The 26,133-nt window shown below is 63.4% G+C and carries 24 protein-coding genes; 12 read left to right on the forward strand and 12 right to left on the reverse strand.

Going from position 1 to position 26,133, the window contains the following annotated elements; genetic code table 11:
• Window positions 1-37 precede the first annotated feature (37 nt).
• Window positions 38-1,285, reverse strand: coding sequence for a tRNA epoxyqueuosine(34) reductase QueG (gene queG, locus F757_RS0116995; protein ID WP_027212435.1), 1,248 nt, complete (start codon window positions 1,283-1,285; stop codon window positions 38-40).
• A 17-nt stretch (window positions 1,286-1,302) separates the two neighbouring features.
• Here queG and tsaE point away from each other — a divergent pair, with 17 nt between their 5' ends.
• Together tsaE and F757_RS0117005 are read left to right on the forward strand one after the other, a co-directional pair.
• Entirely contained in the window at window positions 1,303-1,929 is a 627-nt protein-coding gene (tsaE, locus tag F757_RS0117000) for a tRNA (adenosine(37)-N6)-threonylcarbamoyltransferase complex ATPase subunit type 1 TsaE (RefSeq protein WP_027212436.1), read from the forward strand.
• A complete protein-coding gene (locus F757_RS0117005) occupies window positions 1,911-3,506 on the forward strand; it encodes an N-acetylmuramoyl-L-alanine amidase (protein WP_027212437.1) in 1,596 nt (531 codons plus the stop codon). The genes tsaE and F757_RS0117005 overlap by 19 nt, the downstream gene beginning before the upstream one ends.
• Window positions 3,507-3,537: 31 nt before the next feature.
• On the opposite strand, the gene F757_RS0117010 is transcribed toward F757_RS0117005, so the two are convergent.
• Window positions 3,538-4,419, reverse strand: a complete 882-nt coding sequence (locus F757_RS0117010) for an EamA family transporter (protein WP_027212438.1) — start codon at window positions 4,417-4,419, stop codon at window positions 3,538-3,540.
• Between the two features lie 181 nt (window positions 4,420-4,600).
• Between F757_RS0117010 and F757_RS0117015 the strand changes: the two genes are divergently transcribed.
• Both F757_RS0117015 and trxA read left to right on the forward strand, forming a co-directional pair.
• Window positions 4,601-5,476: a pirin family protein gene (locus F757_RS0117015; protein WP_027212439.1), complete on the forward strand. Its 876-nt coding sequence runs from the start codon at window positions 4,601-4,603 to the stop codon at window positions 5,474-5,476.
• A gap of 141 nt (window positions 5,477-5,617) precedes the next feature.
• Window positions 5,618-6,466, forward strand: a complete 849-nt coding sequence (trxA, locus tag F757_RS0117020) for a thioredoxin (protein WP_027212440.1) — start codon at window positions 5,618-5,620, stop codon at window positions 6,464-6,466.
• 161 nt (window positions 6,467-6,627) lie between these two features.
• Here trxA and tcdA read toward each other — a convergent pair whose 3' ends face one another.
• On the reverse strand, window positions 6,628-7,479 hold the full coding sequence (tcdA, locus tag F757_RS0117025) for a tRNA cyclic N6-threonylcarbamoyladenosine(37) synthase TcdA (RefSeq protein ID WP_027212441.1): 852 nt from the start codon (window positions 7,477-7,479) through the stop codon (window positions 6,628-6,630).
• Window positions 7,480-7,699: 220 nt separating this feature from the next.
• On the opposite strand from tcdA, the gene pdxH reads away from it, so the two are divergent.
• The 3 genes from pdxH to F757_RS0117045 all read left to right on the forward strand — a co-directional run bounded on the left by pdxH (window position 7,700) and on the right by F757_RS0117045 (window position 11,031).
• On the forward strand, window positions 7,700-8,341 hold the full coding sequence (gene pdxH / locus F757_RS0117035; RefSeq protein WP_027212442.1) for a pyridoxamine 5'-phosphate oxidase: 642 nt from the start codon (window positions 7,700-7,702) through the stop codon (window positions 8,339-8,341).
• Between the two features lie 141 nt (window positions 8,342-8,482).
• Complete coding sequence (locus F757_RS0117040; RefSeq protein WP_027212443.1) at window positions 8,483-9,697, forward strand: SAM-dependent methyltransferase; 1,215 nt, start codon at window positions 8,483-8,485, stop codon at window positions 9,695-9,697.
• A gap of 71 nt (window positions 9,698-9,768) precedes the next feature.
• Complete coding sequence (locus F757_RS0117045; RefSeq protein WP_027212444.1) at window positions 9,769-11,031, forward strand: DUF72 domain-containing protein; 1,263 nt, start codon at window positions 9,769-9,771, stop codon at window positions 11,029-11,031.
• Window positions 11,032-11,138: 107 nt separating this feature from the next.
• Here the strand turns inward: F757_RS0117045 and msrA are convergent, their stop codons facing one another.
• Window positions 11,139-11,687: a peptide-methionine (S)-S-oxide reductase MsrA gene (gene msrA / locus F757_RS0117050; protein ID WP_027212445.1), complete on the reverse strand. Its 549-nt coding sequence runs from the start codon at window positions 11,685-11,687 to the stop codon at window positions 11,139-11,141.
• A 256-nt stretch (window positions 11,688-11,943) separates the two neighbouring features.
• Between msrA and F757_RS0117055 the strand changes: the two genes are divergently transcribed.
• Window positions 11,944-12,453: a flavin reductase family protein gene (locus F757_RS0117055; RefSeq protein WP_027212446.1), complete on the forward strand. Its 510-nt coding sequence runs from the start codon at window positions 11,944-11,946 to the stop codon at window positions 12,451-12,453.
• 71 nt (window positions 12,454-12,524) lie between these two features.
• On the opposite strand, the gene F757_RS0117060 is transcribed toward F757_RS0117055, so the two are convergent.
• Window positions 12,525-13,040 (reverse strand): Lrp/AsnC family transcriptional regulator, encoded by a 516-nt coding sequence (locus F757_RS0117060; RefSeq protein WP_013340345.1) that lies wholly within the window; start codon window positions 13,038-13,040, stop codon window positions 12,525-12,527.
• A gap of 128 nt (window positions 13,041-13,168) precedes the next feature.
• Between F757_RS0117060 and kynB the strand changes: the two genes are divergently transcribed.
• From kynB to kynA, 3 genes are all read left to right on the forward strand, one after another.
• The gene (gene kynB, locus F757_RS0117065; protein ID WP_027212447.1) at window positions 13,169-13,807 is read left to right on the forward strand and encodes an arylformamidase; all 639 of its coding nucleotides are present in this window, start codon (window positions 13,169-13,171) and stop codon (window positions 13,805-13,807) included.
• Between the two features lie 87 nt (window positions 13,808-13,894).
• Window positions 13,895-15,145, forward strand: a complete 1,251-nt coding sequence (gene kynU / locus F757_RS0117070) for a kynureninase (protein WP_027212448.1) — start codon at window positions 13,895-13,897, stop codon at window positions 15,143-15,145.
• A 9-nt stretch (window positions 15,146-15,154) separates the two neighbouring features.
• Window positions 15,155-16,105 (forward strand): tryptophan 2,3-dioxygenase, encoded by a 951-nt coding sequence (gene kynA / locus F757_RS0117075; protein ID WP_027212449.1) that lies wholly within the window; start codon window positions 15,155-15,157, stop codon window positions 16,103-16,105.
• 17 nt (window positions 16,106-16,122) lie between these two features.
• Here kynA and F757_RS0117080 read toward each other — a convergent pair whose 3' ends face one another.
• The 7 genes from F757_RS0117080 to F757_RS0117110 all read right to left on the reverse strand — a co-directional run bounded on the left by F757_RS0117080 (window position 16,123) and on the right by F757_RS0117110 (window position 24,254).
• Window positions 16,123-16,860: an SDR family oxidoreductase gene (locus F757_RS0117080; RefSeq protein WP_027212450.1), complete on the reverse strand. Its 738-nt coding sequence runs from the start codon at window positions 16,858-16,860 to the stop codon at window positions 16,123-16,125.
• Window positions 16,857-18,401, reverse strand: a complete 1,545-nt coding sequence (locus tag F757_RS0117085) for an FGGY-family carbohydrate kinase (RefSeq protein WP_027212451.1) — start codon at window positions 18,399-18,401, stop codon at window positions 16,857-16,859. Before F757_RS0117085 ends, F757_RS0117080 begins: the two co-directional genes overlap by 4 nt.
• A gap of 45 nt (window positions 18,402-18,446) precedes the next feature.
• Window positions 18,447-19,544: an alcohol dehydrogenase catalytic domain-containing protein gene (locus F757_RS0117090; protein WP_027212452.1), complete on the reverse strand. Its 1,098-nt coding sequence runs from the start codon at window positions 19,542-19,544 to the stop codon at window positions 18,447-18,449.
• 42 nt (window positions 19,545-19,586) lie between these two features.
• A complete protein-coding gene (locus tag F757_RS0117095; RefSeq protein WP_027212453.1) occupies window positions 19,587-20,594 on the reverse strand; it encodes an ABC transporter permease in 1,008 nt (335 codons plus the stop codon).
• Entirely contained in the window at window positions 20,581-22,101 is a 1,521-nt protein-coding gene (locus F757_RS0117100) for a sugar ABC transporter ATP-binding protein (protein WP_027212454.1), read from the reverse strand. The genes F757_RS0117095 and F757_RS0117100 overlap by 14 nt, the downstream gene beginning before the upstream one ends.
• A gap of 75 nt (window positions 22,102-22,176) precedes the next feature.
• A complete protein-coding gene (locus F757_RS0117105; protein WP_027212455.1) occupies window positions 22,177-23,130 on the reverse strand; it encodes an ABC transporter substrate-binding protein in 954 nt (317 codons plus the stop codon).
• A 143-nt stretch (window positions 23,131-23,273) separates the two neighbouring features.
• On the reverse strand, window positions 23,274-24,254 hold the full coding sequence (locus F757_RS0117110; protein ID WP_027212456.1) for an AraC family transcriptional regulator: 981 nt from the start codon (window positions 24,252-24,254) through the stop codon (window positions 23,274-23,276).
• 384 nt (window positions 24,255-24,638) lie between these two features.
• On the opposite strand from F757_RS0117110, the gene dalD reads away from it, so the two are divergent.
• On the forward strand, window positions 24,639-26,051 hold the full coding sequence (dalD, locus tag F757_RS0117115; RefSeq protein ID WP_027212457.1) for a D-arabinitol 4-dehydrogenase: 1,413 nt from the start codon (window positions 24,639-24,641) through the stop codon (window positions 26,049-26,051).
• Window positions 26,052-26,133: the final 82 nt, after the last annotated feature.

Raw genomic sequence — 26,133 nt, forward strand, 5'->3', positions numbered from 1 at the left:
GTCTTGACTGCAAGCGCACACCATCAATGCCGATACTTTACGCCGCTTCGAGTGCCCATTGCACATGCTCCCGCACGAGTGCGGATGCGTCGTCGGCCCGGCGCCCGAGCGCTTCGACAATCGCCTCGCGTGCCTCGGCGCTCAAGCTGTCGCGCGATGCACGCAGCGCATTGCCCATACCGACGGCGAGGTTGCGCAACCAGCGTTCGTAGCCGATGCGGCGGATCGCGCTGCCTTGCATGCGGGTATCGAACTCGTCCGCGCTCCAGCCGAACAGTTCCACCAGCGACGCGCGGTCGAGCCCATGCCGCACATCGAAGTCCGCGACCGGCGCGGCTTGCGCGTACTTGTTCCAGGGACACACGAGCTGGCAGTCGTCGCAGCCATACACGCGATTGCCGATCAGCGGACGCATCTCGACGGGAATGCTGCCCTTCAGTTCGATAGTCAGGTACGAGATGCACAGACGCGCATCCACCTTATAAGGCCCGACGATCGCTCCCGTCGGACAGGCGCCGATGCAGCGCGTGCAACGGCCGCAATGCGAGCCCGGCGTTTCCGGCGCGGCTTCTGGAGAGGTCTCGGCGTCGGTCGGCAAGGGCACGTCGACATAAATCTCGCCGAGGAAAAACAGCGAGCCCGCATCGCGTTGCAGAAGCAATGTATGTTTGCCGCGCCAGCCGATGCCGCCTTTCTGCGCCAGCTCGACCTCGAGCACCGGCGCAGAGTCGGTAAACACGCGATAACCGAACGCGCCGATCTGCGCCTGAATTTTCTCTGACAGTTGTTGCAGACGGTTACGCATCACCTTGTGATAGTCCCGGCCGCGCGCATAAATGGAGACGACGGCCGCCGACGGGTCCGTCAGCCGCGCATGCTCGGCGGCCCGCCAGTCGCGGCCTGGCGGCGCTTCTTGCAGCTCGCTTGCGGGCGGCTTTCCATTCAATGCCTCGGCGGGCAAATAGGCGATGCGCGCAGTAATCACACGTAGCGTGCCGGCCACAAGCTCCGCAGGCCGCGCGCGTTTCATGCCGTGTTTGGCCATATAATCCATTTCGCCGTGGCAACCCGCTTCCAGCCAGGCTGCAAGCGGCGCTTCGGCAGCGCGGAGGTCGGTGTCGCTAATGCCGATTGCCCCGAAACCCAGTTCGCGGCCCCACGTCTTGATGTCCTGCGCGAGCGAACGCAGCGCCGCTTCATCGAATTGACGCTGGGCATGCGCCTCGCCGCCAGTTGCAGGCGCGTCGGACACAGGGCACATGGGGGACTCCGGACTTCGGTTCATCACGTCATTTTACGAGAATGCCTGACCATCCCGATCACGCGATCGCGCCGCCCGCCGCAGTTCTGCTCGAACGCTTGTTTGCGTTCGCGGACGAAGCCGCCACGCTCGCGTTCGGCGAGCGCTTCGCGCAGGCCATCGAACATGTGGCGTTGGGCGCAAGCGGGCCGCATGGCGGCAAAAGCCAAAGCAACGAAAGCAACCAAAGCGGCGAGAGCAACGAACGCGGCAGCGCCAACGCTCACGCATTCCACGGTCTGCAAGTGCAACTGGTCGGCGATCTCGGCGCCGGCAAAACGACACTGGTGCGCGCCACCTTGCGCGGCCTCGGTCATACCGGCCGCGTGCGCAGTCCCACGTACACGCTCGTCGAGCCCTATGTGCTCGCGCGGCCCGCAGGGGAACTCGCGCTTTATCACTTCGATCTGTACAGATTTACCGATCCGGCCGAATGGGCCGACGCGGGCTTTCGCGAATATTTCGACAGCGGCGCGGTGTGCCTCGTCGAATGGCCGCAACGTGCGGGCGCACTGCTCGGCGTGCCGGATCTCGTCTTCTCGCTCGACCTGGACAGCGAGGGCGAAGGCCGCGTACTCGTCGCACGGGCATACAGCGAAACAGGAAAGGCATGTCTCGAAAGATGTTGATCAAACCGTTCCGCTCGATCGAATCGGCGGCCACCGCAACGCATAACTGGCGGCGCCGGCAGATTTTGCGCGCGGGCGCATCCACGCTTGTGCTCGGCCTCGTGGCGCCGCGTCTCGCGCACGCCAGCTCGGTGCTCGGCGTGCGCGTGTGGCCCGCGCGCGATTACACGCGTGTGACGATCGAATCCGATCAGCCTCTGCAGAATGCCCAGCAATTGCTCCAGGGCCCCGACCGGCTCGTCGTCGACCTGAGCGGTCTCGACCTCGATCAGGCGCTGAAGGACCTGGTCTCGAAGATCACGCCCAACGATCCGCAGATCCAGTCGGTGCGTGTGGGGCAGTTCCAGCCGCACGTGGTGCGCATGGTGTTCGATCTGAAGGGCTCGGTGAAGCCCCAGGTGTTCACGCTGCCGCCCGTCGGCGCCTACAAGTACCGGCTGGTGTTCGACCTTTATCCGGCGGTCGCGCCCGATCCGTTGATGGAACTGCTCGCGCAAAGCGAGCGCAAGCAGCAAACCCTGAACGAAGAAAACGGCGCGCCGCCCGCCACGTTGAGCGGCCCAGGCACGACGCCGCCCGTTGCCGACAATAGCGAAGCGTTCTTCGAGCGCTATGCGCAAAACGGCGGCAGTAGCGCAGCACCGGCCGTGCCGCGTGCGCCTGCGCATGGCGCGTCGCCGTCCGTGTCGCCCTCGTTGCCGCCTATCATCGCCAAACCGTCGACGCCTGGCGCGCCCGCCACGCCGCCGGCTGCAATCGCTCGCAACAACAAGGGCAACGGCAACAGCACCAACAGTCTCGCCAACGACGACAGCGGCGACGACACCTACACCTTCACCGCGCCGAAGTCCGGCAAGAGCAACACGGTGCGTCTGCTGACCGTTGCAATCGATCCGGGACATGGCGGCGAGGACCCAGGCGCAATCGGCGGCTCGGGCACTTACGAAAAGCATGTCGCGCTCGACATAGCGAAGAAGCTGCGGGCGAAGATCGACGCGCAGCCGAACATGCGCGCCATGATGACCCGCGACGCCGATTTCTTCGTGCCGCTGAACGTGCGCGTGCAAAAGGCGCGGCGCGTGGGTGCGGACCTTTTCGTGTCGATTCACGCGGACGCGTTCACCACGCCCGAGGCACGCGGTTCGTCGGTATTCGCCTTGTCGGAGCACGGCGCCTCGAGCGCGGCTGCACGCTGGATGGCGAACAAGGAAAACTCGTCGGACCAGATTGGCGGCATCAACATCAAGTCCGCCGACGCCACGGTCAACCGCGCGCTGTTCGACATGTCCACCACCGCGCAGATTCGCGACTCCATGCGCTACGGCAACTTCGTGCTGAAGGAAATTGGCGGCATCAACAAGCTGCACAAGGGGTCGGTGGAACAGGCGGGCTTCGCGGTGCTGAAGGCGCCCGACATTCCGTCCATCCTGGTGGAAACGGCGTTCATCAGCAATCCGGACGAGGAGCGGCGCCTGAACGACGACGCCTATCGCGACAAGATGGCCGACGCGATCATGACCGGCATCAAGCGCTATTTTGCGGCGAATCCTCCGCTCGCCAAGAACCGCATGACGTAGTGCGGGGAGAGCGCAGAGTGCGCCGGCCGCTTCAGCGCGCCGGCGACAGCCGCTGCACGACCCAGCCGCCGAACACGTTCACCGCAAGCCCAGCCATGACGAGCAGCGCGCCCGCAATCTGCGCAGCGGAGAGCCGTTCGCCGAGAAACACGGATGCCGAGGCGAGGCCCACAATCGGCACCAGCAGCGAAAACGGCGCCACCTGGCTCGCCGGATAGCGCGACAGCAGCCGGCTCCACAAACCGTAGCCGAGCAGCGTGGCGATAAATGCCAGATAGACGATCGCGAAAATCGACATCGCGCTAATGCCGGACAGCGCCGCGGTGATCCGCTGCGGTCCCTCAAGTGCATAAGACAAAGCAAAGAACGGCACGGGCGGAATCAGACTGCCCCACACCACCAGGCCGACCAGATCCACTTTGCCGACTTTCTTCGTGACGATATTGCCGAGCGCCCACGAGCACGCGGCACACAGCGTGAGCACGAAGCCGGCGAGCGTCATTGCATGACCGCCCTGCATGCCGATCACCGCGAGCCCGGCGGCCGCAATCAGCAGTCCGACCACGTTCGGCAAACGAAAGCGCTCATGCAGAAACAACGCGGCGAAGATCAGCGTGAAGAAAGCCTGCGCCTGCAACACGAGCGAAGCGAGTCCCGCCGGCATGCCGACATACATCGCGGAGAACAGAAACGCGAACTGTCCGAGCGAAATAGTCAGGCCGTAGGCGAGAAGCCAGCGCCACGGCAACTGCGGGCGCCTGACGAAGAACACCGCCGGCAGCGCGGCAAGCGTGAAGCGCAGCGCGCCGAGCAACATCGGCGGCACGCCATGCAAACCCACCTTGATGACAACGAAATTGACGCCCCACGCGATCACGACGACCAGCGCGAGCAGCAGATCCCTGGGCGACATCCCGGTCTCCAATAGAGTATCGAACCCGTCAGTTTAGCGGAGAGCGGCGCGGCACGTGCCCGCCCGTCCTACGGCTTCGCGGAATGCGGGTGCGTGAAAAGTCGCCGTTTCGGCCTCCGCAGTAGAATCGTTGCTTAAGCCTGTTCTTCCGTGCCCTTCTCTTTTTTCGCCGAGCCCGCTCATGTCCTCTTCGATCAAGGCAGTTCTCAAACCGCATCTGCGCGATGTCGGCAGTCTGACTGTGCGGCGTGTGCTGCCGGCCATGGCCGCGCGCCTGATCGGCCCTTTCATTTTCTTCGACCACATGGGCCCGGCCACGCTCGAGCCCGGCGTCGGTCTCGACGTGCGTCCGCATCCGCATATCGGCCTCGCCACCGTGACGTTTCTGTTCGAAGGCGCGATCATGCATCGCGACAGTCTCGGCTCGGAGCAGAAAATCGTCCCAGGCGACGTCAACTGGATGACTGCCGGACGCGGCATCGTGCATTCGGAGCGCACGCCCGCCGAAGATCGCGCAAAAGGCCAGACGATCCACGGCATTCAGACGTGGGTTGCGCTGCCGCTCGACGACGAAGAAGTCGAGCCGTCCTTCGCGCATCACGCGGCACACACGCTGCCGGTAGTGGAGCGCAACGGCGTCACGCTGCGCGTGATCGCGGGCACGGCCTTCGGCGAGAGCTCGCCGGTCCGCACATTTTCGGGCACGCTGTATGTGGCGGCCGAGTTCGCGCCGGGGAGCGCCTTCGCGCTCGAACCGGAGCACGAGGAGCGCGGCGTGTATCTGGTGGAAGGCGATCTGGAAATCGACGGCACGCCGCTGGAAGTCGGCCAGATGGCCGTGCTCGCGCTCGACGAAACCGTCACGCTGGCAAGCACGCACGGCGCGCGAGTGATGGTGCTGGGCGGCGAAAGGCTCGACGGCGAGCGGTTTATCGAATGGAATTTTGTCGCAAGTTCGCGCGAGAAGATCGAAGCTGCGAAGCTCGCGTGGACGAATCAGGAAATGGGCAAGGTGCCGGGCGAAACCGAATGGATCGCGCTGCCGCAAAAGAAATGACGGCAGGCCATCGCGTCAGGACATGACGGCAAGCATTGACGACACGGGATGACGGAAACCCATGCCATCGTCATGGCGCGCATTGAATCCGCGCAGTTCGGCCCCACCTAAACGACCAACCGTTTTATCGACGAGGATGCAATGGACACCACTCTGGCCACATTTGAAAAGGACGTCATCGCGGCGTCGACACTGGCCCCTGTGCTGGTCGATTTCTGGGCGCCGTGGTGCGGCCCCTGCAAAACGCTCGGCCCGATGCTGGAAAAGCTCGAGGCCGAAGCCGGCGGCAAATGGAAGCTCGTCAAGGTGAATGTGGACGAGAACCAGGAGCTCGCCGCGCACTTCCAGGTGCGCAGCATTCCGCACGTCATGGCGTTCGCGGACGGGCGGCCGGTCGACCAGTTCGTCGGCGTGCTGCCTGAAGGACAACTGCGCGAGTTTATCGAGCGGCTCGTGCCGCAAGGCGCGGACGCCGCGCGCATCGAGGCGCAAGCCGCGCTTGCCGAGGGCCGCCGCGACGAGGCTTACGAGGCGTTGCAGGCCGCGCTCGCAATCGACCCTGGCTTCGACGAGGCGCGCCTCGACCGCATCGAGATGCTGCTCGACGACAACCGGATCGACGAAGCACGCAACGAAGTGGATCTGCTGTCGCCGAAAACGACGCAGGGCATCGACGCGCGCTTTAACGCGATCAAAACGCGCCTCGACGCCGTGGACGCCGCCGCTGACCTGCCGCCGACCGACGCGCTGGAAGCGCGCGTCGCGAGTCACCCGGAGGATCTGGAAGCGCGCTTCGATCTGGCGAGTGCATTCATTGCGCGGCGCAAATATGCGGAGGCGCTCGAACATCTGCTTGTGATCGTGCAAACGGACCGCACGTTCCGCGACGACATCGGCCGCAAGACGATGCTCTCGGTGTTCGATCTGGCCGCGCATCAGCCGGAGCTGGTTGCGCAATGGCGGCGCAAGCTGAGCGCCGCGCTGAACTAGGCGATGTAGCAGTCGCGCACGGCGCTGCGTGGCGCAGCACACCGCACGGGTGGCACGGCGCGCTGCGCGGCGCTGCAACGTACAGCATGCATGCCACGGCGCCCTGCCACGCGCCGCCGTGCCTGTGGTTATCGCGCCTCAGGTCGACAGCCAGACAGGCGCTACGCTGCCTGTCTCGCGAGCGCCCGCAACACATGCGCGGCCGCGGCGAAACCAAAACTCGCGGTGACGCATACGCTCGACCCAAAGCCCGCGCAGTTCAGGCCCACCGGCCCCGTATGTCCCGGCGAAGTGCTGACGTGCTCCGCCTGTTCGTCCATGTCGCAAACGGCGGCCTCCGGATAGATGAGCGGCTCGTCCGAATACACGGCGCTCACCTTGAACTTTGCTTTTGGTCCGCGCGGAAAACCGTGCTGCTTGCGCAATTGCCCGCGCACTTTGGAGAGCAGCGGGTCCTGAATCGTCAACGCCAGATCGTCGATGCGAATACGCGTCGGGTCAAGTTGTCCGCCTGCCCCGCCAATCGTGATCAACGGCTGCCTGCGCTCGACGCACCACGCGATCAGCGCAGTTTTGGTGCGCACGCTGTCGATCGCATCGATCACGTAATCGAAGCCGCCACCGAGCGTCGCCGCAAAATTGTCGGGCTCGACGAAGTCTTCGACGAGGCGCACGTGGCAAAACGGATTGATCGCCGCGATGCGCTCGGCCATTGCTTCGACCTTCGGTTTCCCGTAGTTGCCGTCGAGCGCGTGAATCTGCCGGTTCGTGTTGCTTTCGGCAACGTTGTCGAGATCGATCAGCGTGAGCGTGCCGACGGCGCTGCGCGCGAGCGCTTCGGCCACCCACGAGCCGACTCCGCCAATGCCGATCACCGCGACATGCGCCCCCTCGAAAGCCGCGAGTGCCGGCGCGCCGTACAGACGCGCAATGCCGCCGAAGCGCCGCGCGCGGTCGGCGGTTTCATTCCCGTCGAGGCTGGTAGTAAGATCGGAATGCGCGGTGGTCGACATGATGGACTCGTTGAACAGGCAGAAAACGAAAGGCGCACGTAAAGCACGCAGCCCGTATTTTGCCTGAACGCATCGATCCGCATTGCCGCAGCAATGTCCCCGCGAATAACCGGGACATTGAGCGCGAAGCGGGCGCAGCGGGCCTCGCGCTTGATCTGGCTGCGCGCAAAAAAATGGCGCCTTAGCTATACTGCCCTGACTGTAGCGTTCGCATAAGAACATGACCTCACTCGCCGAGCTTCGAAAAAATTATTCGCTGGGTTCTCTGGACATCGGCGACGTGGACCGCGACCCGTTCCGGCAATTCGACGTCTGGTTTCAACAGGCTGTCGAAGCGAAACTGCCTGAGCCGAATACCATGACGCTCGCCACCGTGGACTCGCGCGGCCGGCCTTCGGCGCGCATCGTCCTGATCAAAGGCGTCGACGAACGCGGCTTCGTGTTCTTCACCAATTACGAAAGCCGCAAGGGCCGCGAGCTCGCCGCGAATCCTTACGCGAGCCTGCTGTTCTACTGGATCGAACTCGAGCGCCAGGTGCGCATCGAGGGGCGCGTCGCCAAAACGAGCGCAGAAGAAAGCGACGCCTATTTCGCGTCGCGGCCGCCTGGCTCGCGTATCGGCGCGTGGGCGTCGAACCAGAGTCAGGTGATTGAAAGCCGTTCGCAGCTCGAAACGCGCGAACGCGAAATGCGCCTCCAATACGGAGATGAACCGCCGCGTCCTCCGCATTGGGGCGGGTATCGTTTGGTGCCCGAAGCAATTGAATTCTGGCAGGGCCGGCCGTCGCGTCTGCACGACCGTCTGCTTTACACGCGTTCGAGCGAAACCAGCGACTGGCATATCGCCCGTCTGTCGCCCTGAATCTGAACCAACAACATCGTCAGCGCGCTGCCCATGCAGCGGCGCGCGGCGAAGATCGCACCGCACGGCATGGGAGTCGGGCCGGAGCGCATTGCGATCGACACAAGCTTCGCTTTAATTCAACGGACACGGAGAAATCGCATGTTCTGGGAGAAAAAGCTGGCGCAGTGGGTGGAAGAAGTAAAAACGAAGGCTGACCTGCCGGCGCGTCTCGTGCTGTGGGACGGCCAGCAGCACGACTTCGGGCGGTTCGCCGCGCCCCAGGTCACGCTGCATGTGAAGAGTGCGACGGCCTTGCCTTATCTGCTCGAACCGAGCCTCGACAACCTCGGCGAGGCGTACGTCAAGGGCAAGATCGACATCGAGGGCAAGCTCTCGGACATCATCAACGTGGGCTATCAGCTCGCGCGCAATACGGTCAACAGTGCCGGAAAGCTCGCGCGCGTGCGGCGCTATTTCCAGCATTCGAAAGCGTCGGACAAGAAGGCGATCCAGTATCACTACGACGTCTCGAACGAGTTCTACAAGCTCTGGCTCGACGAGAACATGGTGTACTCGTGCGCCTACTTCGAGAACGGCGACGAAGATCTGGCCACCGCGCAGCTGAAGAAAATCGACCACATCCTCACGAAGATTCAGGTGCAGCCGGGGCAGCGCCTGCTCGACATCGGCTGCGGCTGGGGGGCGCTCGTGCTGCGCGCGGCGCAGAAATTCGGCGCGCAATGCGTGGGCGTGACGCTTTCGCAAAACCAGTTCGACCTCGCCACCGCGCGCGTGAAAGCCGCGGGACTCGAGAACCAAATCGAGATTCGCCTGCAGGACTACCGCGACGTCCAGGGCCAATTCGACCGGATCACGAGCGTGGGCATGTTCGAGCACGTGGGCCGCAAGAACCTGCCGGGCTACTTCCGGAAAATACACGACCTGCTTGCCGACGACGGCATCGCGATGAATCACGGCATCACGTCGAGCGACTCGGACAGCGGCGAGACGGCGCTTGGCGGCGGCGAGTTCATCGATCGCTACGTGTTTCCGGACGGCGAGCTGCCGCATATCAGCCTGGCGCTGGAGTCGATGCAGCGCGGCGGTCTTGAAGCGGTTGACGTGGAAAGCCTGCGCCGTCACTATGCGCACACGCTCGACATCTGGGCGGAGAACTTCGAGGCGCACGCGGAAGAAGCGCGCAAGCTCGTCGACGACGAAAAATTCCGCATCTGGCGCGTGTACCTGGCCGGCTGCGCGTATGCATTCGAGAACGACGACGTCTCCATCTATCAGGTCGTATGCCGCAAGGCCGGCCGCAGCGCGAAAACCCTGCCATGGTCGCGCCGCTACATGTACGAGAAACCGCTGTGACGAAAGCGCCGCGGCGCCGTACGAAAGCGTGCCGCCGCGGCGTGCACCACTGAACAGCAGGTCGAATCTCGATGGACCAACGCGGGACAAGCGAACTCGAAGGGGCGCCCGGCGCGCCGGGCGGATTGGAAGAACAGGCGCAAGGCGAACAGACACAGGGCGAAGCGGTACAGTTCGACCTGTTCGGCTTGCCGGTGCAAGCGGCGCCCGCCGCTGCGCAACAGCCCCCTACCGATGCCCCCAAAAAGCGCCGAGCCCGCGAAATTCTCGCCGCCCCGCCCTCGCAGGACATGCTCGCGCTCGCCGCGCAACTGCCGCCGCAAGTCCACCTTGGTACATCCACCTGGTCGTTTCCCGGCTGGAACGGCATTGTCTACGGTGACGAATACAGCAACAGCAAACTTTCGCGCGACGGCCTCACGGCCTACGGCGCGCATCCTCTGCTGAAGACGGTCAGCATAGACCGCTCGTTCTACCAGGCGCTCACCGTCACCGACTACCTGCGCTACGCGCAGCAGGTGCCCGACGATTTCCGCTTCATCGTCAAAGCGCCGATGACCATTACCGACGCCACGGTGCGTGCCGAACGCGGCGAGCCGGTGTCGCTGAATCCGTGCTTTCTGAACGCGCAAATGGCGATCGACGACTTTGTGACGCCCTGCCTCGAAGGGCTGGGTGCGAAGGCCGGCGCGCTGGTGTTTCAGCTTCCGCCCCTGCCCGACCAGATGCTCGCGCAGCCAGCGGCGTTCCTCGAACGGCTGGCCGCGTTCCTGACAGACTTGCCGAAGCTTCCAGAAGGCACCTGTTATGCAATTGAAATCCGCGATGCGAGTCTTCTGACGCCGCGCTTCATTCGTACGCTGAAAGCAGCGGGTGTGCGCTATTGCGTGGGCATTCATGCGCGCATGCCGGATCCGCTGCGGCAGGCCGCGGCCCTCGCGCTGCTGGACGGCGAGCCGGCCGGTCCGCTCATCGTGCGCTGGAGCCTGCATGGCGGCTTCAAATACGAGCAGGCGAAGGCGAAGTACGAGCCATTCGACAAGCTCGTCGATCAGGACCCGGCCACGCGCGCGTCGCTCGCGGAACTGGCCGCGCGCTATGCGCTTGCCGGGCAGCCGGTGGTGATCGCCGTGAACAACAAGGCGGAAGGCTCGGCGCCGCTTAGCTGTATCGAGTTGGCGCGGGAGATTGTCGAGGCGTGTGTACGGCTTACGCAGGGGCGGGAGCCGGAGCGCGGGCAGGCGCCGGAGAACGAGCAAGCGCCAGAGAGCGGGCAGGCGCCGGAGAACGAGCAGGCGCCAGAGAGCGGACAGGAGCCACACCCCCCAGCATGACGACTGAGCGCGGCATGCCCCGATCCACCGCCTGCCGCGCTCCGCACGTTCATCAACCGACCGGCACGCATATCGGGGGGCGCCATCGCACGCCCCACCCTGCCGCGTCAGCCTGCCTTGATCCGGTGAGCGAACTTCTGGCGGAACTTGGCTACCTTCGGTGCCACCACGAACGAGCAGTACCCCTGTTCCGGGTGCTGCGCGAAATAGTTCTGATGATAGGCTTCCGCAGGCCAGTAATTGCCGTCGAGCGGCAACACCTGCGTGACGATCTGCCCGTCATAGATATTCTGCTCGCCGAGTTCGCGGATTGCCTGCAAAGCCGCCTCTCGCTGCGCGTCGGAATGGGTGAAGATGACGGAGCGGTACTGCGTGCCGACATCGTTACCTTGCCGGTTCAACTGCGTGGGATCGTGGATCGCGAAGAAAATATCCAGAATCTCGCGATAGCTGATCTTCGACGGGTCGAAGTCGACCTTCACCACTTCGGCATGGCCCGTTGCGCCGTCGCACACCTGTTCATAGGTCGGATGTTGCGTATGACCGCCCGCATAGCCCGACTCCACCGAGTTGACGCCGTCGACGCCCAGATAAACCGCTTCGAGGCACCAGAAACACCCGCCACCCAAGGTGGCGATTTCGCCTGTCTGACTCATGCTGCTCGCTCCTTCGAACTCGTGATCGGCCCATGCCGCATTGACTTTGCCGCAACGCCCATGCCATCGGCGTAGCGTTCCAGCTTAGCCGGTTTTGCACGGCGCCGGTTGCGTCGCGGCCGGTGTGCCGCGATTGCAGTTAAAATTGGGACAAATCGACGATTTTCACTATGACTTTCGAATCATCTGTTTCCCGCCGTGCACGCGAAAGCTTCAGCGCGGCTTCCAGCGGCCATGTACCGGCGGCTCACGCGCAATGAAGCAAGCCAGCCCGCCCAACTTCGACCAGCCAGCCTTCCGGCAGGCGCTCAGCCAATTCGCCACCGGCGTCACCGTCATTACAACGCGTGCGCCGTCGGGGCAGTTGATCGGCATCACGGCAAGTTCGTTCAATTCGGTTTCGCTCAATCCGCCGCTCGTGCTGTGGAGTCTTGCCACGCGCTCGGCGTCCATGTCGGTGTTTCGTGCGAACAGTCACTACGTTGTCAACGTGCTGGCCGCGTCGCAACTCGATCTATGCAAGCGCTTTGCCACGCTCAAAGGCGATCGCTTCGAAGGCGTCTCGCACGCGGCGGGCGACACCGGCATGCCGGTGCTCGACGGCGCGCTCGCCTGGTTCGAATGCCATAACCGCAGCCGGTATGAAGAAGGCGATCACGTGATTTTTGTCGGTGAGGTGGAGCGCTGCGGCGTGCATGAGAACGCCGCGGAGATTGGACCGCTTGTCTTTCAGAACGGCCAGTTCCACGGACTTGAGCCGCTATAGGCCGAGGCGCGGCCTGCAAGCGTCGCAAAGCGGCAGGCGAGCCGGTTGCGGCCGGCTGTTGCGAGCGTGCCTCAGCGGTCGTTGTGCGGCGCGCCGTGCGTGCCGGTGCGCGTGACCAGCGAGACCGGCACACCCGAATCTTCCTTTAACGTCTGCAGCACGATATTCGAACGGATATCCAGCACGCCTGGCGCCTTGTACAGACGCTGCAGCACGAAATCCGAGTAGTGCTTGAGGTTGTGCGCGAGAACCCGCAGCAGATAATGCGTCTCGCCCGTTACGACAAAAGCGCCGACCACTTCCGGCCAATCGCGCAGCGCCTCGGCAAAGCGCTCGTGCCAGTTCTGCTGTTCGTTGCGCATCGACACCTGCACGAACGCCTCGAGTTCAAAGCCCAGCACTTCGCGGTTCAGACACGCGCGATAGTGCTCGATGACACCCTGTTCTTCCAGCAGACGCAAGCGGCGCAGACACGCCGACGGCGACAGCGAGATGCGCTCCGCAAGATCGAGATTGCTGATGCGTCCTTCCTGCTGCAGCACCGTCAAGATGCGGCAATCGGTGGCGTCGAGCGAGATCGCGTTCATTTTCGGTCTCCCTTTCCCATTTGTCTCAAATTATGTTCCAAGACCGGGCCCAGAAGGAGATTTTTTCGCAATCACATTTCTCGGCTCTACGCCTATCATTCCCTATAGACATCCACCTGAATGCGGATATGCAAACTCTCTGGGACATCACCCCTGCCGTAGATACCGCGACGCCCGTCTGGCCTGGCGACACCCCGGTCGGCATAGAGCGCGTCTGGCAAATCGAGGCGGGCTCGCCCGTCAACGTCGCACGGCTCACGCTTTCGCCGCACACTGGCGCTCACGCCGACGCGCCCTTGCACTACGACGCAACGGGCGCCGCGATCGGCCACGTACCGCTCGACACGTATCTCGGACGATGCCGTGTAATTCACTGCATCGGCGCGTCGCCTGTTGTGACGCCACAACATCTGCACGACTCGCTGGCCGGCCTGCCGCCGCGAGTCTTACTGCGCACTTACAGGAATGCGCCGAGCACCGTGTGGGACAGCGGCTTTTGCGCAGTCGCTCCCGAAACCATCGACCTGCTCGCGGCGAACGGCGTGAAGCTGGTCGGCATCGACACGCCCTCGCTCGACCCGCAAGAGTCGAAGACGATGGACGCGCACCATCGCATTCGCGCGCACGGCATGGCCATTCTCGAAGGCATCGTGCTCGACGAGGTCGCGCCCGGAGACTACGAACTGATCGCGCTGCCGCTCAAGCTGACCACGCTCGACGCGAGCCCCGTGCGCGCGGTGCTGCGCGCGCTACCCGACGCGCACTGACTCTGTTCGCATCCGCCGCGCAAGCCTGATCTGTAAGCCACAATCCGCAGCCCCTCGATCCACAATCCGGGAACCCACGAGACCCCTATGAATCACCGCGAAGAAGCATTGGCGCTCGACCGCGCCGACCCGCTCGCGACATTGCGCGACCAGTTCGCGCTGTCGCCGACCACGATCTACCTCGACGGCAATTCGCTCGGCGTGCCGCCGGCCGCCGCCGCGCAGCGCGCGCAGACGGTGATCGCCGCCGAATGGGGCGAAGGGCTGATCCGCAGCTGGAACGCCGCCGGCTGGTTCGCGCTGCCGCGCCGCCTCGGCAACAAACTCGCGCCGCTGATCGGCGCGGCGGAAAACGAAGTGGTCGTCACCGATACGATTTCGATCAACCTGTTCAAGGTGCTGTCCGCTGCTCTGCGGCTCGCCGACGCGCGCGACCCGAAGCGGCGCGTGATCGTTTCCGAGCGGTCGAACTTTCCGTCGGATCTGTACATCGCGCAGGGGCTGATCGAGCAACTCGACCGCGGCTATGAACTGCGTCTTGTCGACGATCCGTCCGAGCTGCCCGAGGCAATCGGCGAGGACACCGCGATCGCGATGATCACGCACGTGAACTACCGCACCGGCTACATGCACGACATGGCTGCGTTGACGCAACTGATGCACGACAAGGGAGCACTTGCGCTGTGGGACCTGGCGCATTCGGCGGGCGCTGTGCCGGTGGATCTGAACGGCGTCGGCGCGGACTATGCGGTGGGCTGCACGTACAAGTATCTGAACGGCGGCCCCGGCTCGCCCGGCTTCGTGTGGGTGCCCAAGCGTCATCAGAACGACTTCGCGCAGCCGCTTTCCGGCTGGTGGGGACATGCCGCGCCGTTCGCAATGAACCCGACGTATCGCCCGGACGAAGGCGTTGGGCGGTATCTGTGCGGCACGCAGCCGATGGTGTCGATGGCGCTGGTCGAATGCGGGCTCGACGTCTTCCTGCAAACCGACATGCAGGCGATTCGCCGCAAGTCGCTCGCGTTGACGGACCTTTTCATCGAACTGGTTGAAACGCGTTGCAGCGAGTTTCCTCTCAAGCTGGTCACGCCGCGCGCGCATGCGCAGCGCGGCTCGCATGCGAGCTTCGAGCATCCGCATGGCTATGAGGTGATGCAGGCGCTGATCGCGCGTGGCGTGATTGGCGATTACCGCGAGCCGCATGTGTTGCGCTTTGGCTTCACGCCGCTTTATACGCGCTTTGTCGATGTGTGGGACGCCGTCGAAACCCTGCGTGACGTGCTCGCGCGCGAGACCTGGCGCGCCCCCGAATTTGCCGCCCGCGGCGCCGTGACCTGAGGAGCCACAATGAACGATCACATGCAAACGCCGGGCTTGCCGGAAGAAAGCGCCGCGCAGGGTTGCCCGTTCGGTCATGGGCGTGCCGCCTCCGCCGCTACTGCCAACACGGCAACAGCGGCGGAAAAGGGCTCTTCAACCGATGGCTGGCACGACGCGCAACTCGACTTCTCGCAGTCGATGAGTTACGGCGACTATCTGTCGCTCGGGACGGTGCTCAATGCGCAGCACCCGTTGTCGCCCGATCACAACGAGATGCTCTTCATCATTCAGCATCAGACGAGCGAATTGTGGATGAAGCTCGCGCTCTACGAGTTGCGCGCCGCACTCGACGCGGTGCATCGCGACGAACTGCCGCCAGCGTTCAAGATGCTCGCGCGCGTCTCGCGGATCATGGAGCAGCTCGTGCAGGCATGGAACGTTCTCGCGACCATGACGCCTTCCGAATACACGTCGATGCGGCCATATCTTGGCAGCTCGTCGGGATTCCAGTCTTATCAGTATCGGCAGATCGAGTTTTTGCTCGGCAACAAGAACGACCGGATGCTAAAGCCGCACTCGCATCGCGAAGATGTGCTCGCCGAGGTGAAGGCATCGCTCGAGTCGCCGTCGTTCTACGACGAAGTGGTGAAACTGCTGGCGCGCCGCGGGTTTGCCATTGCGCCCGAGCGGCTCGAGCGCGACTGGACACAGCCCACGGTACACGACGCTTCCGTCGAAGCGGCGTGGCTCGAGGTGTATCGCAATCCTTCGCAGCATTGGGAGTTGTACGAGATGGCCGAGGAACTGGTCGATCTCGAGGACGCCTTCCGGCAATGGCGCTTCCGGCACGTGACGACTGTCGAAAGGATTATCGGCTTCAAGCAGGGCACCGGCGGGACCAGTGGGGCGCCCTACTTGCGCAAGATGCTGGACGTGGTTCTGTTTCCCGAGCTCTGGCATGTCAGGACCGTGCTGTAGCCGGTGCTGCGGCGGGCTCACCTGACGAGGAACCCGCCATCGACTGGCAAACACACGCCGCTCACCATAGAAGCCGCATCACTCAACAGGAACAGCACGACGGAAGCCACCTCGGCCGGTTCGGCAAACCGCCCCAACGGAATCGCCTTCAATGCCGGCTCCCGCTTCGCAGGATCACTCCATGCCTGCACCGCCATAGGCGTCAAGGTGACAGTCGGATTGACGCTGTTGGCGCGGATTCCAAACGGCCCAAGCTCGATACACAAAGACCGGGTGAGCGCGTCGAGCGCTGCTTTCGAAGCCGAATAGCTCAGGTGGTCGTCGAGCGCAACGAGCGACGCCTGGCTCGACACGTTCACGATGCTGCCGGCGCGTTTGGCCTCGATCATCCCGCGCGCCACATGCTTCGCGACCAGCACCGCGCCCCGCGCGTTCACCGCCATCACGCGATCAAAGCTCGCGGCGGTGGTGTCCACTGCGCGCTCGAGCAAGGCAATGCCCGCGCAATTCACCAGACCGTCGAAAGCGGTTGGCGAGCTGAACGCGTCGTCAATCGCGGCTTCGTCGCTAACGTCGAGCTGCCACGGCTCGCAGCCGGTTTCCTCGGCAAGCCGAGCAAGCTCGTTCACATTGCGCGCCGCCGCCACCACGCTGGCGCCGCTCGCGCACAGCATTTCAACTGTCGCGCGCCCTATTCCACTGGAGGCCCCCGTTACGAGAATCGAGCGGCCGGAAAAATCGAAGGTAGCATTCATGATGTTTGCAAGCGATGCATGACCGGCTTCAGAGCCGGATACAGGTCCTTGTAGATGCCGAACCGCTCTTCATAGAGCGCCATTCGTGCGGCGTCGGGTTGCGCCCGCTCGACGAGGCTGATCCATCCGCCTTGCGCGGCCTCGCGCGAAATAAGACCCACGCCCAGCGCGGCAAGCAACGCGGCGCCCATCGCGGCTTCCACTTCCTGCTCGATCGTATAGACCGGGTAGCCCGTTATGTCGGCGATGATTTGCATCCACAGGTCCGAGTGAGCGGCGCCGCCCACCACGATGAGCTTGTCCTCCAGCGACTGCGCGCCCTGGCGCCCCGCCTCGATGTTGTGCTTCAGTGCAAAGGACACGCCTTCGAGCACCGCGCGATACAAATGCGCCCGCGTATGAAAGAGGCTCAGGCCGACGAATGCGCCGCTTGCTTTTGCGTCCCACACGGGGCTGCGCTCGCCCATCAGATACGGCAGAAACATCACACCGTCCGATCCCGCCTGCACTTTTGCCGCGCTTTCTTCGAGCAGGCGATGCGGATCGCCATGCGGAGTTGCGCGTGCGGCTTCTATCTCCGCATGACAGAACTGCTCGCGATACCACGTCACCGATGCACCTGCGGTAATCGCGCCGCCGAACACATAGATGTCGCGTTGCCCGTTGAAAACGTGAGGCATGCTGATCAACCCGTGCCGTGCATCGACGCTCTGGTTGATGTAGCCCCAGCACATGCTCGTGCCGATCATCGCGACATGCTGACCGGCGCGGCTTACGCCCGCGGCAAAGGTTGCCACCGCCGCGTCCACGCCGCCCGCCACGATTGCCGTACCGGCCGCGAGGCCAAGCTGCTCCGTCCACTGCGAAAGCAGACCGCCCACTACTTCCGACGACTCGCACAGACGCTCGGGCATCATCGTCGCGGGAATGCCGAGCATGTCGAGCGCCTCGTCCGACCAGTCGCGCTTCGCAATATCGTAGACACCGCCGATGTTGCCGGCGGAACTGTGATCCACGGCAATCTCGCCGGTCAGCATGTAGATCACATACGCGTTGGGCGGCAGGAAGTAGCGCGTTTGCGCCCACACCTCGGGCGCGTGATCGCGCAGCCACAGCATCTTCGTGTAGCCGTAGTAGCTGTCCACGCCGTTGCCGGTAATCGCGTGAAGCCGGTCGAGGTCGAGGTTGCCGCGTACCCATTCGACCTGGTCCGTCGCGCGCCGGTCCATCCATATCAGACACGGATGAAGCGGGCGCATCTCGCTATCGACAGGAATGCCCGAACCGCCGTAGAGGCTACTCACGCACACGGCCTTGATGGAATCGGCCGCGACGCCCGCCTGCTTCCCCTTCTGCACGCATGCGGCAATGCATTCGGTGACGGCCTTGAACCACACCGCCGGCCATTGCTCGGCCCATAGCGGCTTCGGCGTATCAGGCTGATAGCTCGACGCATGCTGCGCCACGATGGCGCCCTGCCGATCGACAAGCAGCGCCTTCGTGCTCTGCGTGCCGATGTCCACGCCGATGACGTATTCCATACAGTCTCCGTTGTTATGCGGCGCCGATGCGGGCGCGGCGCGAACTCATGCGCGCGGCTTCATCAGCACCTTGATCGAGTCCAGCGAGTTGGCAATCTTGATCGCCTCGTCCCATTCTTCCAGCGAAAAGCCGTGTGTGACAATCCCCTTGGACGTCACGAGTCCGCGCGCGAGCAGATCAATCGCGATCGGATAGCAATACGGTCCGAGATGCGCGCCGCGCACGTCCAGTTCCTTGCGGTCGCCGATCACGGACCAGTCCAGCGTGGTATCCGCGCCGAACACCGAGAACTCGACGAAGCGCCCCAGTTTGCGAATCAGGTCCATGCCCTGATTGACGCCGATTGGCGCACCGGTCGTTTCAATATAGACGTCGCAGCCGTAGCCGTCAGTAAGCGAGCGAATGATGGCGAGCGCGTCGTCCTGCGTGGGATTGATCGTCACGTCCGCGCCGTACTCGCGGGCGAGCGCGAGCCGCTCTTCCACCAGATCGATCACCACCAGTTTCTTCGGCGTTTTGAGGTGCGCGACCTGCGTCATCATCAGACCAAGCGGACCGGCGCCTGCAATCACGACCACGTCGTCCAGTTGCAGTTCGCCGCGATTGACCGTGTGAACCGCGCACGCAAGCGGTTCGATGATCGCAGCATCTTCGAGAGAGATGCCGTCCGGAATCTTGTGGACGATCGCAGTCGGCGGAATGCGCATGTACTCGGCCATGCCGCCGTCCGCGACTTCGCGCTGAAAGCCGAAGATGTTGTGCACCTCGCACATCCAGTATTGACCGGATTTGCAGTAACGGCACTTGCCGCACGGCACGATCTGCTCGGCAATCACACGGTCGCCGACCTTCACGCCGAAATGCTCGGCTGCGCCCTCGCCCAGTTCCTGCACGTAGCCGAAGAACTCGTGCCCCGGTATCACCGGTGCCTTGACCCACGGACTCGGGCCGCCCCAGAACATCTTCGCGCCCGAATGGCATTTGCAGTCGCTCGCGCAGATTCCGCATGCGGCGATGCGGATCACCAGTTCGTGCGCTCGCGCGCGCGGCCTCGCAACCTGTTCGACGCGATAGTCCTTCGGTGCGTGGCAGACAATCGCCGTCATGTTCTGCTTGTCGGATGGAGTGAATTCGTTCGTCATTGCATGGTCCTGCCGGAAGTGGAAATCAGTGGGAAAAGAGCATTACTTTCTGCGGTCGCGGCTGATGTAGATCGCGAGCAAAATGATTCCGCCCTTGATCACGTTCTGCACATACGGATTCACGCCGACCATGTTCAGGCCGTTGTTCAATACGCCGAGCAGCAGCGCGCCGATCAGCGTGCCGACAATGGAACCGCGTCCGCCGGAAATCGAGGTGCCGCCCATCACGACGGCGGCAATGGCATCTAATTCGAACCCCACGCCTGCGTTGGGCTGCCCGCTCATCAAACGGGCTGTCAGAACGATTGCCGCGAAAGAGGACGTCAGCCCGGCGATGGTGTAGACGATCAGCTTGACCCGCGCCACGCGCACGCCGGACAGACGCGTCGCCTGTTCATTGCCGCCGATTGCATACACGTAGCGGCCAAACGGCATGCGTTCCAGCAGCACCCACGCGATCACGTAGATCACCGCCATGATCACGACCGGCGCCTGAATGCCGAGAATCTTGCCGCTGCCGAAGAAGCTGACCCATTCGGGCAAGCCGTCGATCGGATAGCCGCCGGTGTAGATGAGCGCGAGGCCGCGCGCAATGCCCATCGTTGCGAGCGTCACGATGATCGGCGGCATGCCGGCAAACGCAACGAAGAAGCCATTCGCCGCGCCGAAGCCGAGACCCACCGCGACACCTGTTGCCAACGCGGCAAGCGCATTCATGCCGGCCACCATCAGACCGGCGGCGAGCGTGCCGGAGAGCGCCATCACCGACCCTACCGAGAGGTCGATGCCGCCAGTGAGAATCACGCACGTCATGCCGACCGCGATGATCGCGTTGATCGACACCTGGCGCAGCACGTTTTCGATGTTCGCGGCCGACAGGAAGCTGTCGCTTGCAAACACCATCACGATGCAAACCACCAGCAGGCCGATAAACGGATAAAAGAGCGTCGAGCGCTTTAACGCGGCCCACGTGAAGCGCACCGGTGCGCCCGGCGTATTGCCGCTGATAGTCGACGTTTTCGGCGACGAAGAAGGATTAGGCGTGTTCATGCAAAGCTCCACGAGTGCCGGCGGTTGCATAGGTCATGACGGCGTTCGAGTCGATCTGATCGCCTTCGAGCAGCGCTTCGATGCGGCCTTGCCGGAACACGGCGACGCGGTCGCACATGCCGACAATCTCAGGCAGCTCCGACGAAATCATGATGATCGAATAGCCGCGCGCGGTGAGTTCGCGCATCAGCAGATAGATTTCCGACTTCGCGCCGACGTCGATGCCGCGCGTCGGTTCGTCGAAGATCAGGATGTTGGTGTGATGGTTCAGCCAGCGGGCGATCACCACTTTCTGCTGGTTGCCGCCCGACAGCGTCGCCACCTCGGTGTGCATGGTCGGCGCCTTCACGCCCACGCGCTTCATGATGTCGGCGGTGGCGCGCGCTTCGCTGCGCTGGTCGATGAAAAACCGCAACGAGCGATACTTGCCGAGATTGTTGATCGAGATGTTCTGCTTGATCGAAAAGTCCGTGATCAGCCCTTCGGTCTTGCGGCTTTCCGGAAGAATACCCACGCCTGCGCGCAACGCGTCGGCAGGGTCAGACAGCTTCGCGGCTTCGCCGTTGATGCGAATGTCCTTCGCATAGGCGGGGTCCGCGCCTATCACCGCGAGCGCGGTCTCGGTGCGCCCCGATCCGACCAGTCCCGCAAAGCCCAGAATTTCCCCTTCGCGCAGCTTGAATTGCAGCACCGGGCCGTCTTTCAGCAATTGCAGCTTCTGCACGTCCAGCACGATCTTTGCATCCGCGCGCAATGCCGGCTTGGGCGGAAAACTGTTCTCGATGCGGCGTCCCACCATCATCTCGACAAGACGGCTCACGTCCGACTGCGCGACTTCGGTCATGCCGACGTACTGACCGTCGCGCAACACCGTGATGCGGTCGCACACCTCAAAAATTTCTTCGAGGTGGTGCGAGATGAAGATCATCGCGACGCCCTGCTGCTTCAGCTCCCGCATGATCGCGAACAGATGCTCCGCTTCGGCGGGCGTGAGCGTGGCGGTCGGTTCGTCGAGAATCAGAATGCGCGCTTCGAGCGAGAGCGCCTTGCCGATCTCGACAAACTGCTGCTGCGCAACCGAGAGTTCGCGAATCGGCACGGACAGGTCGATCGACACGCCGAGCCGCGCGAAAATTTCCGCTGCCGCGCGCCGCATCTTGCCGCGCTCGAGCAGACCCAGACCATTCTTCATTTCGCGGCCGAGAAACATGTTCTCCACCGCGTTCAGGTACGGAATCAGGCTGAATTCCTGAAACACGATGCCGACGCCGGCCGCCACCGCGTCGTGATAGTTCGCGAAGTGGCGCGCCGTGCCTTCGATCGTGATCGTGCCTTCGTCCGGCTGATAGATGCCGCACAGGATTTTCATCAGCGTCGACTTACCCGCGCCGTTTTCGCCGAGCAGCGCGTGAATCTCGCCGCGCGCAATTTCCAGGTGAATGCCTTGCAACGCCTTCACGCCGGGAAAACTTTTGCTGATGTTCTCGAGCTTGAGTATCGTGCCCATCGGGTGCTCCATCGCTGCCCGCCGCCATGCCGGCGACCATGAAATTGCCGCACGCCACAGCGGCGGGCCTTCGGCTTACCAGCTAAAACCCTTCGCGTTGCTGCGGTCGATCATCTTCACGTCGACGGGAATTGCCTTCGGCACATTGGCGCCCCACTTCTTCGCATATGCGATGCCGAGCGCAATGCGCACCTGGTCCGCAGGAAACTGCGCGGAAGTCTCGACGAATTTCGAATTCGGCTTCTGGATCGCGGCAATCGCTTCGGGCGCGCCGTCGACGCTCGTCAGCTTGATGTCTTTGCCGGAGGACTCGATAGCGGACAGCGCACCCATCGAACCGCCGTCATTCACGCTGAAAATGCCCTTCAGGTTCGGATGCGCCTGGATCATGTTTTCGGTTACGGAAAGCGCGGTTGCGCGTTCCTGCTTGCCGTTTTGCGTATCCACGAGCTTCACGTTCGGCGACTTCGCGAGCGCCGCTTTGCAGCCGCGCACACGTTCGAGAATCGGTACCACCGGAATACCGTCGAGAATGGCGACTTCGCCGCTGCCGCCAATCGACTTCGCCAGGTACTCGCAGGCCATCTGTCCCGCGTCGAAGTTCTTCGAGCCCACGAAAGAATCGACCGGTCCGTTCGCGTTCGCATCCACGGCGACCACCACCACGCCCGCTTTTTTCGCTGACGTCACGGCCGATTGAATGCCCGTGGAATCGGTCGGGTTCACGAGCAGGATGTCGATCTTCTTCTGCAGCATGTCCTCCACGTCGCTCACCTGCTTGCTCACGTCGTGATGCGCGTCGGTCACGACCACCGTTGCGCCGGTCGATGCAGCCGCTTCGTTCAGCGCCTTCTGCATCGTCACGAAGTAGGGATTGTTGAGCTCCTGAAACGTCATGCCGATCTTCAGCGGCGCGGCGTGCGCGGCCGGCGCGGCGATGAACGAGAGGCTCAATGCGAGGCTCGCGAACAGAGCGCTGCGCCGCGCGAAGTGAGTCGACGATGCCTGCTTGATGGTGGTTTGGGTCATGGTTGTCTCCGTTTTTGAAGTGAGCACGTCCCTCGCGCTGTCGTCGGACAGCGCGATGCGTGTTGAACGTGGTGATGCAAAGTGCCTTGCTGAAAAAGCCCGGCGGTGGACTATGTGGCTGCCAGGTTGGTGCCAGGTTGGTGCTATGTGGGTGGGTAAGCAGCCGCCGCTGGACGCGGCAAGCCCGGCGCGAGCACGATGGCGGGCGCATCGTCGATGCCCCGGCCGCGCGCCGCGGCTTCCTCCGACGCATCGCGGCTCGCGTCGTTCAGTTGCTGATAGCGGCGAAACCTGGAAGGCGCCATGCCCTTGACCGCGAGAAATTGCCGGTTGAAATTCGACAGGTTGTTAAAGCCCGCCTTGAAGCAGATATCGGTCACGCTCAGTTCGCTGTCGGTCAGCAACTGGCACGCGAGATTGATCCGCATGCGATTCACGTACTGCACGAACGGCAAGCCCGTGTGCCGGCGGAAATAGCGGGAAAACGCGCTCACGCTCTGGCCGGCGAGTTGCGCAAGATCCGATTCGCGCAACTCGTTCGCGAGGTTCTTGCCGATGTACGAGAGCACGTGGTTGATACGCGTCGCCGCGAAACCCGTGGGGTCCGCCTGATAAGCCGGGCTCGCAAGCGTCTCGCGATCTTCGGCGCCCATCAGTATTTCCAGCATCGACATGAACAGCACCAGACGGCGCAGTCCGCGCGCATTCAGCAGTTCGAGAAAGAGCGGCTGGATCGCTGCACTCGTGCGCGCCCCGAACGACACGCCGCGGCGCGAATCGGCAAGCAGCGCCTCGACCTGGCGCCATTCGGGAAAGCTCTCCAGACAGTTCGACACGAATTCCTGGCCGAACTGCACGACCAGATTGCGCTGCGCGATGCTCTCGCCTTCGGGCACGTCGCTCACCCAGTTATGCGGCAGGTTCGGCCCCATCAGCACGAGATTGCCGGGCGCAAAGCTGCTGATGTGATCGCCGACGAACATCTTGCCCGTGGTCGCCACGATCAGATGAATCTCGTATTCCGGATGAAAATGCCAGCGTACCGTGCGATACGGATAGCCGTGCGACCACACTTTGAACGACTCGTCGCGGCGTACTGCCACGATCTCCAGATCGGGTTGCACTGTCTGCCTCCATGAAGCGGCCCTGGAACGAGTCCGCTTGTCTTCGTCTTGTAGAGCGAAAAGTAGCCTTCAAACGCGCGAGCCACCACTAAAAATGAGACCGCGGACCGATACTTTTTTGCATTCGGGTAAGTCCGGAGCCGCGCGAGGTCAAGAATGATGCATTGCAAAACGCGCTTGAAGCGCGCCGCGAGGCGGGCGTACGTGCGGTTGACGCCGCCCTGTCGCCGCGCGCCGCCGCGCCGCGCCACGAAAACATCGCGCGCTCGCCTTGACTTTCGTTTCGGCGGGTACGATCATTCGCCCACATACAGAGCAAATGCTCTCACCGAAAAGAAACGCGCGCGACAGGCCGCGCAACAGCTGAGACAGATGGAGACGCACATGAGCAGCGGGCAAGGCAGCGGCGAGGCCGCACACGTGATCCTGCATATCGGCGCGGGATCGTTTCATCGCGCGCATCAGGCGTGGTATCTGCACAGGTTGAACGAAGCGAAGCTGCCAGGCGAGCCGCACTGGTCGCTGACCGTCGGCAATATCCGCAGCGACATGAACGCGGTGCTCGAAGCGCTGGCCGCGCAAGACGGCGTCTATACGCTCGAGACGGTTACGCCGCAAGGCGAGCGAGCCTACGAGACGATCCGCTCGATCGAACGCGTGGTGCCGTGGACCGAAAGCCTTGACGCATTGATTGAAGCCGGCGCCGATCCGGCCTGCAAGATCATCTCGTTCACGGTCACGGAAGGCGGCTACTACCTCGACGAGCACGACCAGCTCGACAGCGCCAACGCCGATCTCGCGGCGGACCTCAAAGGCGGACACACGACCATCTACGGCGCGCTGGCGGCGATTCTCGACGCGCGCATGAAAGCCGGCGCGGGTCCACTCACGTTGCAGACCTGCGACAACCTGCGCCGCAACGGCGAGCGTTTTCATGCAGGCATGAGCGCATTTCTCGAATTGCGCGGCGAGGCAGAGCTCGCGCAATGGTTCGAGCGCAACACCGCGTGCCCGAGTTCGATGGTCGACCGCATCACGCCGCGCCCGACGCCGGACGTGCGCGATCGCGTGAAGGCCGCGACGGGCGTGGACGACGCCTGCCCGGTGATGGGCGAAGCATTCATCCAATGGGTGATCGAGGAGCGCTTCATTGCCGGCCGTCCGGCCTGGGAAAAGGTGGGCGCGGAGCTGGTCGAGTCGGTGCTGCCCTACGAAGAAGCGAAAATCCGCATTCTCAACGCCACGCATAGCTGCATTGCGTGGGCGGGCACGCTCGTCGGTCTGAACTACATTCACGAAGGCACCCACGACGCGGAGATCCGCCAGTTCGCCTTCGACTATGTGAGCGAAGACGTGATCCGCTGCCTCACGCCAAGCCCGCTCGACCTCGAACGCTATCGCGACGTGGTGCTCGAGCGCTTCGGCAATCCTTATATCCAGGACACCAACCAGCGCGTGGCCGCCGACGGCTTTTCCAAACTGCCCGGCTTCATCGCACCGACGCTCGCCGAATGTTTCGAGCGCGGCGTCACGCCCGCGGCCACGGCGATGCTGCCTGCGCTGTTCTTCCGCTTCCTCGACCGCTGGCAGGCGGGCAAGCTGCCCTACGCCTATCAGGACGGCGTGATGGACGAGCGCGTCGCGCGCGGCTTTTTCGCCGCGCCCGATCCGCTGCAGGCTTTCGCGGCGGACCGGCTGTTGTGGGGCAGCATGGCCGGCACGCAGGAGCTTGAATCCGCATTGGCCGGCGCGTTGGCGCGAGTCGACGTATGGCTCGCAAAACGCGGCCAGGTGTAAAGGCGCTAGCGCGTCCCATCGAATCGCGCGCGGTGCCAGGCTTAATGCGCATGGCACCGCGCGCCGTGTGCGGCTAAAGTAG

Origin of the sequence: Burkholderia sp. WSM2232, from assembly GCF_000472545.1 — a bacterium.
Taxonomy (GTDB): Bacteria; Pseudomonadota; Gammaproteobacteria; order Burkholderiales; family Burkholderiaceae; genus Paraburkholderia.

Bases quoted from the DNA above. Each gene is read 5' to 3' on its own strand.
- kynU (WP_027212448.1), top strand. From the start codon at position 13,895: ATGAATCACCGCGAAGAAGCATTGGCGCTCGACCGCGCCGACCCGCTC.
- F757_RS0117080 (WP_027212450.1), bottom strand. From the start codon at position 16,860: ATGAATGCTACCTTCGATTTTTCCGGCCGCTCGATTCTCGTAACGGGG.
- tcdA (WP_027212441.1), bottom strand. From the start codon at position 7,479: ATGTCGACCACCGCGCATTCCGATCTTACTACCAGCCTCGACGGGAAT.
- dalD (WP_027212457.1), top strand. From the start codon at position 24,639: ATGAGCAGCGGGCAAGGCAGCGGCGAGGCCGCACACGTGATCCTGCAT.
- tsaE (WP_027212436.1), top strand. From the start codon at position 1,303: ATGCCTGACCATCCCGATCACGCGATCGCGCCGCCCGCCGCAGTTCTG.
- F757_RS0117095 (WP_027212453.1), bottom strand. From the start codon at position 20,594: ATGAACACGCCTAATCCTTCTTCGTCGCCGAAAACGTCGACTATCAGC.
- F757_RS0117040 (WP_027212443.1), top strand. From the start codon at position 8,483: ATGTTCTGGGAGAAAAAGCTGGCGCAGTGGGTGGAAGAAGTAAAAACG.
- trxA (WP_027212440.1), top strand. From the start codon at position 5,618: ATGGACACCACTCTGGCCACATTTGAAAAGGACGTCATCGCGGCGTCG.
- F757_RS0117005 (WP_027212437.1), top strand. From the start codon at position 1,911: ATGTCTCGAAAGATGTTGATCAAACCGTTCCGCTCGATCGAATCGGCG.
- F757_RS0117085 (WP_027212451.1), bottom strand. From the start codon at position 18,401: ATGGAATACGTCATCGGCGTGGACATCGGCACGCAGAGCACGAAGGCG.
- F757_RS0117090 (WP_027212452.1), bottom strand. From the start codon at position 19,544: ATGACGAACGAATTCACTCCATCCGACAAGCAGAACATGACGGCGATT.
- pdxH (WP_027212442.1), top strand. From the start codon at position 7,700: ATGACCTCACTCGCCGAGCTTCGAAAAAATTATTCGCTGGGTTCTCTG.
- F757_RS0117055 (WP_027212446.1), top strand. From the start codon at position 11,944: ATGAAGCAAGCCAGCCCGCCCAACTTCGACCAGCCAGCCTTCCGGCAG.
- msrA (WP_027212445.1), bottom strand. From the start codon at position 11,687: ATGAGTCAGACAGGCGAAATCGCCACCTTGGGTGGCGGGTGTTTCTGG.
- kynB (WP_027212447.1), top strand. From the start codon at position 13,169: ATGCAAACTCTCTGGGACATCACCCCTGCCGTAGATACCGCGACGCCC.
- F757_RS0117100 (WP_027212454.1), bottom strand. From the start codon at position 22,101: ATGGGCACGATACTCAAGCTCGAGAACATCAGCAAAAGTTTTCCCGGC.
- kynA (WP_027212449.1), top strand. From the start codon at position 15,155: ATGAACGATCACATGCAAACGCCGGGCTTGCCGGAAGAAAGCGCCGCG.
- F757_RS0117010 (WP_027212438.1), bottom strand. From the start codon at position 4,419: ATGTCGCCCAGGGATCTGCTGCTCGCGCTGGTCGTCGTGATCGCGTGG.
- queG (WP_027212435.1), bottom strand. From the start codon at position 1,285: ATGAACCGAAGTCCGGAGTCCCCCATGTGCCCTGTGTCCGACGCGCCT.
- F757_RS0117015 (WP_027212439.1), top strand. From the start codon at position 4,601: ATGTCCTCTTCGATCAAGGCAGTTCTCAAACCGCATCTGCGCGATGTC.
- F757_RS0117045 (WP_027212444.1), top strand. From the start codon at position 9,769: ATGGACCAACGCGGGACAAGCGAACTCGAAGGGGCGCCCGGCGCGCCG.
- F757_RS0117105 (WP_027212455.1), bottom strand. From the start codon at position 23,130: ATGACCCAAACCACCATCAAGCAGGCATCGTCGACTCACTTCGCGCGG.
- F757_RS0117060 (WP_013340345.1), bottom strand. From the start codon at position 13,040: ATGAACGCGATCTCGCTCGACGCCACCGATTGCCGCATCTTGACGGTG.